The 1926-nt window shown below is 75.5% G+C and carries 2 protein-coding genes and 1 pseudogene; all 3 read left to right on the top strand.

From position 1 onward, the window contains the following. Window positions 1-312: cellulose binding domain-containing protein (locus tag E1258_RS32360; RefSeq protein ID WP_207919919.1), on the top strand; the 312-nt coding region annotated here is incomplete at its 5' end. A gap of 113 nt (window positions 313-425) precedes the next feature. Continuing rightward, window positions 426-1568 carry a DUF559 domain-containing protein gene (locus E1258_RS32355; RefSeq protein ID WP_132407745.1) on the top strand — a complete coding sequence of 381 codons (1143 nt, stop codon included), beginning with the start codon at window positions 426-428 and terminating at the stop codon, window positions 1566-1568. Beyond that, window positions 1535-1926: pseudogene (locus E1258_RS32350) on the top strand (hypothetical protein); the annotation flags it as partial. The gene E1258_RS32355 and the pseudogene E1258_RS32350, both read left to right, overlap by 34 nt.

Below are 1926 nucleotides of genomic sequence, written 5' to 3'. Positions count from 1 at the left end.
CCCCCGTCGTCCGGCGCGCGGGCGACGTACGCGGTGACGGGGTCCTGGACGGGTGGCTTCCAGGGCGAGGTCACGGTGACCGCCGGTTCGGCCGCGATCCGGGGCTGGACCGTCTCCTGGACGTTCCCCAACGGGCAGGTGATCAACCAGATCTGGAGCGGCTCGCACACTCAGAGCGGGGCGAACGTGACGGTGAAGAACGTCGACTACAACGGGGCACTGGCCGCCGGCGCGTCGACCACGTTCGGCTTCATCGCCACGGTGAACGGCACCAACAACCCACCGACGAACATCACCTGCACGACGACCTGACCCGGGGCGGGCGCGCTTCGCACCAAGCCACCTCCGGCCCAGGCGAAGCGCGCCCGCTCGGTTACGGCCGGCGGGACAGCGGAGGGGCCGGCCGCCCGGTAGGGTGCCCGACCATGCGTGGCGGTGCCGGTACGGACTGGTGGGCAGCCGTCCCGCCACGCCGCGTCGGTCACCTCGCCGACGTCGACCCCGAGCTGCTCCGGCTGGCCCTCGACCCGCTGCCACCGGCCGCGCCGGCCGTGCTCGCCTACCGGCCGGCGCGCGGTCTCACGCTCGCTGGCCTGGTCGCCGCCCTCCTCGACGAGCTGGAGGGCGCGGCCCGGGCGCTGTACCCCCGCTGGCTGCCAGGCGCCGACCGGCTGGACGGCGCCGACCCGCCCGGCGTGGCTGCCGTGCGGGAACTCGCTGCCCGGGTCGCGTCCCGATCGGACCACTTCGGACCATTCCTCGCCGACCTCGCCGAGCGGGCGCTGCGCGGCGGGGACCCGGCAGGCCCGGAGCGCGCCGGCCCGGTCCGCCGCCGGTCGCGCTTTCCCGCCGAGGTACGGGCCGCCGGCCTGGCCCGGGTCCTGGCCGACGCGTACGGCCGGGACGGCTGCGCGTTGCTGGTCGAACCGCCCGACGGGGCCGGCCCCGAGGACGAGCGGATCCTCGTGGCGGGGGCGGAGTGGCTGGCGCAGCACGGCCGGTGCGCCGTGTGGCTCGCCGGCCCGCTCCGGCACGCCGTCGACCGGGTCCGGCCGGTGCGGATCACGCTTCCGGCGCACCTCGCCCAGCTCGCCGAGGACGCCCGTCGGGTTTCCGACAGCCCCGGCGACCCCGGCGGTGCGGGCCTGGCGTACCCGCCGCTGGCCGGGACGCCGCGCCCGGACAGCGCCGCCGAGCAGGCCCTGGAGCAAGCCCTGGCCCCGCACGACTGGGCCCGGGACCGGCGGTGGAACCACACCTTCGAGTGGCACCCCCTCGGCCGGTCGTACCGGTTGGACCTCTGCTGGACGGTCGAGGGGCTTGCGGTCGAGGTGGACGGCCCGGAGCATCGGGGGCGCATGATGTACGCCGACGACCGGCGGCGCGACGTCCAGCTCCAGCTCCTCGGGCTCGACGTGCTCCGGTTCACCAACGAGCAGGTGCTGACCGACGTCCAGGCCGTGGTCCGGAGCATCCGGGAGCTGCTGGCCCGGCGACGCGCGGCCGGCGCGCACCCCCACAGGAATGAGGCACCATGTCGAGCGGCACCGCGGACCTCCCCGACCTGACCCCCAACCAGATCAACGCGCTCGTCGTGCTGATGGTGGAGGCCCGGAGGCTGAGCAACGCCGAGCTGCGGGAACTGGCCGGTTTCCCCCTCACCGGCAAGGACAACGAGAAGCTGGTGAAGCTGGGCCTGGTCGAGACCGACCGCAAGCGCCGGCCGTTCTCCCACGAACTCACCGACGAGGGGTGGCGGGTGATGCGTGAGCTGCACGGCGGCACCCCGCCCCGGGCCGGTGGCTCCGCGAGCCGTTCGCTGTTCACCCTCCTGGCCAGCCTGCGCCGGGGGCTGGACCGGCTCAGGATCAGCCACGGCGACTTCTTCGGGCAGACCGCCGGCGCCGGGCTCGACCGGGCCCCCGC

Source organism: Micromonospora sp. KC207, assembly GCF_004348615.1.
Taxonomy (GTDB): Bacteria; Actinomycetota; Actinomycetes; order Mycobacteriales; family Micromonosporaceae; genus Micromonospora.
The sequence above is the reverse complement of the archived record's forward strand: the minus strand, read 5'-3'. Positions and strand labels throughout refer to the sequence as shown.